We start from the raw sequence: 2,749 nt of genomic DNA, 5'->3' as shown, positions 1-2,749 counted from the left end.
CAGTGCGGGGCTTAGCTACCCCACGCCCCCACAAGCTAACAAGCTCCAAATACCCATGAAAAGGGTTGGATCCCCCATTACTTTGTATAGACAACCAGCCTATGGAGGGAGATGGCTTTTTATCCTCCTGGGGCTCCTGGTTCTTCTTTGCTTGGGAACCGTCTATTCCTGGAGCATTTTCCGCAAGCCCCTGGAAACAGAGCTGGGGATCGGGGCCAGTGAGAGCCTGCTGCCCTACACCGTTGCCCTCGTGTTTTACGCTACCCTCATGCCCATCACAGGGTTTGTCATCCCCCGCTGGGGATCCCGCCGAGTACTGGCTCTGGGGGGCAGCTTGGTGGGCCTGGGCTATGGGCTGGCCAGCTTCGCCCCCTCCATTGGGTGGATTGCCCTCTGCTATGGAGTCATTGCCGGCAGCGGTGTGGGAATAGCCTATGGAGTGCCAATGGCCGTGGCAGCCCGTTGGTTCCCGGATCGCAAGGGATTGGCCGTGGGATCCACCATTGTCGGCTTTGGCCTATCCCCCCTGCTTACCGCTCCTCTAGCCAACCGCTTGATCGAGGCGCTGGGGGTTCGACCTACGCTGCTGATTTTGGGGATCCTCTTTGCAGCGGTGATCTTGGGGATCGCAACCCAACTGAGATTTCCTCCTCCCGATTGGATCCCTTCCTCACCTTTTCCAAGAAAATCCACGAATGGCCCAGATCGCTCTCCGTTGACTTCTCGGCGCTCTCTCCCTCTGCTGAGGAACCCCTCCTTCTATGGCCTGTGGATCTGCTATGCCATCGGCACCCTGGTTGGTTTAAGCGCCATTGGGATTTCTGGTCCTGTGGGGGAAGAGCTGATCGGCCTGGATCCCCCTGCGGCTGCCAACAGCGTGGCTCTCTTCGCCATTTTCAACGGGCTCAGCCGTCCTCTGTTTGGCTGGTTGGCCGATCGATTACATCCCCATCAGGTCACTACGGGCTCCTATGGGCTGATCCTGCTGGCCTGTGGGCTGATGCTCCTGCCTCCTCAGGGATCCCTTCTGGCCTACTGGGTAACTTTTTCCTTGCTTTGGTTTTGCCTGGGGGGGTGGCTGGCCATGGCTCCCGCCCTGACCCTGCGCTTGTTTGATCCCGAACGCTACGCCCAGAACTACGGCATTGTGTTTACCGCCTATGGAGTTGGGGCCTTGGTGGGAACGATGATCGCGGGGCAAATTCGCGATAGGATGGGCAGCTATAGCTATACCTTTTATGGGATGGCCGCCTTGGCGGTGGTGGGGATCTGGGTGGCCAACGTTTTTTTGAAAGAGAAGTTGTAGGAGCTTCAAGCCAGCGGGCACAGCAGGGATCCCATCAGCAGGGGCAGCAATCCCCTACTTCATACCCTCCACTGCAGGGCTGGGTGAACCAACTTAAAGACTTGCCCCCCCAAGGCAAGCAGTTTGGTAGAGTAGTACGGCTATTGCCGACAGATTGGGATCGTGGCGGAATGGTAGACGCTACGGACTTAAAATCCGTTGTTCCTCAAGAACGTGAGGGTTCGAGTCCCTCCGATCCCATCATCCCTTGATCCCTGTCTGTTCCAGCACATTCAGCAAGTCCGGGATCCGAACCCAGGCATCTTCTCGATCCAAATCGGGGCTGGAAAGAAGAGCCACCAAAGCCGGATCGCAAACAGGCGCCACCAAGGGGAAATACCTTAACCCTGCCACCTGGGCAATGATCCAAAAATAGGGGAGCACTGCATTGCTGGGCAAGATCTCGATGACAGTGGTGCCGGGTGGACAAAAGGCGAGGTTGGTTAGGCCCGCCCCGTGGATCCCGATCACCGCCTCTGCCCCCTGCATCAGGGCTATTTGCTCGGGAAGAGAAAGGGTTTCCATCTGCACCGGTACAAATCCCCAGGGGCGCAAGCAGGCCAGCACCTCCGCTTCGTTGATCACCCGCCGCCAGCGGGCAGAGCGACGGCTGATGTAAATTCGCCGCGGCTGCAGGGGGTCAATGGATAAACTCGGCTGGGCCAGTTGCCGCAGCACCTCCAATCCCCTGGGCGTCAAACACCCCACCGGAGCGCCTGCCGAGGGCACGATCAGGTTTTGGGCTTGCAGATGGGATCCCCCCAACTGCTCAAAGCTGAGGATGCGCTCGGCTGGGATCCCCAAAGCAGCCAAGCTCTGCACCTGAAAGGGCTTTCTTTGATACCCGTGGATCAAGATGGGGATGTCCTTTTCCAGGGCGCCCGACCGCTGCAGGATATCCAAGGCAGGCAAAATATCCACCATCCAGTGAAAGTAATTAACTGCCCCCAAGGGCAAAAGGGCAACGGGGCCATCCAGTGGGATCGGTGGGGGGAGATGGGGCAAGCCCAGCAGGGGGTGGTGTCGCAGGTGATCTGGCCTGTAGTCCCAGTCGAGGAACTCCGGCGGCGGCAAGCTCAGGGATAGATCGGCGAGCAATTCTCCCCGGCGGGTGAGCACCCCGCTGGCAAAGCTGGCGTAGAGGTGGCGGGGATAGTGGCCCACGTGGACGGATCCTCGGGGGATCTGGGCGACAAAGGTCTCTGCCAAGGGGATCCGCTGCGGGCGCAACTTTTGCAAAATGGCGGGATCAGCCGCAGGGGGCGCTTTTAGACAGAGAACCCCCCCTGGATCCAGCAGTTGGTAGTCCCCTTCGCCCGTGGCCTGATGCCACTGTCGGGTGGTGAGGTAGCCTTGGGTTGGCACCGGCCAGAAGTCGGTTGTAGGGGGGGTGTTCTGGGAAAA

General features: G+C 59.3%; 2 protein-coding genes and 1 tRNA gene. 2 read left to right on the top strand and 1 reads right to left on the bottom strand.

Annotation, left to right across the window (positions count from 1 at the left end):
• Positions 1–151: 151 nt before the first annotated feature.
• Both NW819_RS07850 and NW819_RS07845 read left to right on the top strand, forming a co-directional pair.
• Complete coding sequence (locus tag NW819_RS07850; RefSeq protein WP_414413418.1) at positions 152–1,306, top strand: OFA family MFS transporter; 1,155 nt, start codon at positions 152–154, stop codon at positions 1,304–1,306.
• A gap of 156 nt (positions 1,307–1,462) precedes the next feature.
• Positions 1,463–1,546, top strand: a tRNA-Leu gene (locus tag NW819_RS07845).
• Here NW819_RS07845 and NW819_RS07840 read toward each other — a convergent pair.
• The coding region (locus NW819_RS07840; RefSeq protein WP_414413417.1) for a glycosyltransferase family 61 protein at positions 1,547–2,749 on the bottom strand (1,203 nt) is incomplete at its 5' end.

Origin of the sequence: Synechococcus sp. R8-2 (assembly GCF_047461715.1) — a bacterium.
Classification (GTDB): domain Bacteria; phylum Cyanobacteriota; class Cyanobacteriia; order Thermostichales; family Thermostichaceae; genus Thermostichus.
This window is presented reverse-complemented; position numbering and strand designations above follow the sequence as displayed.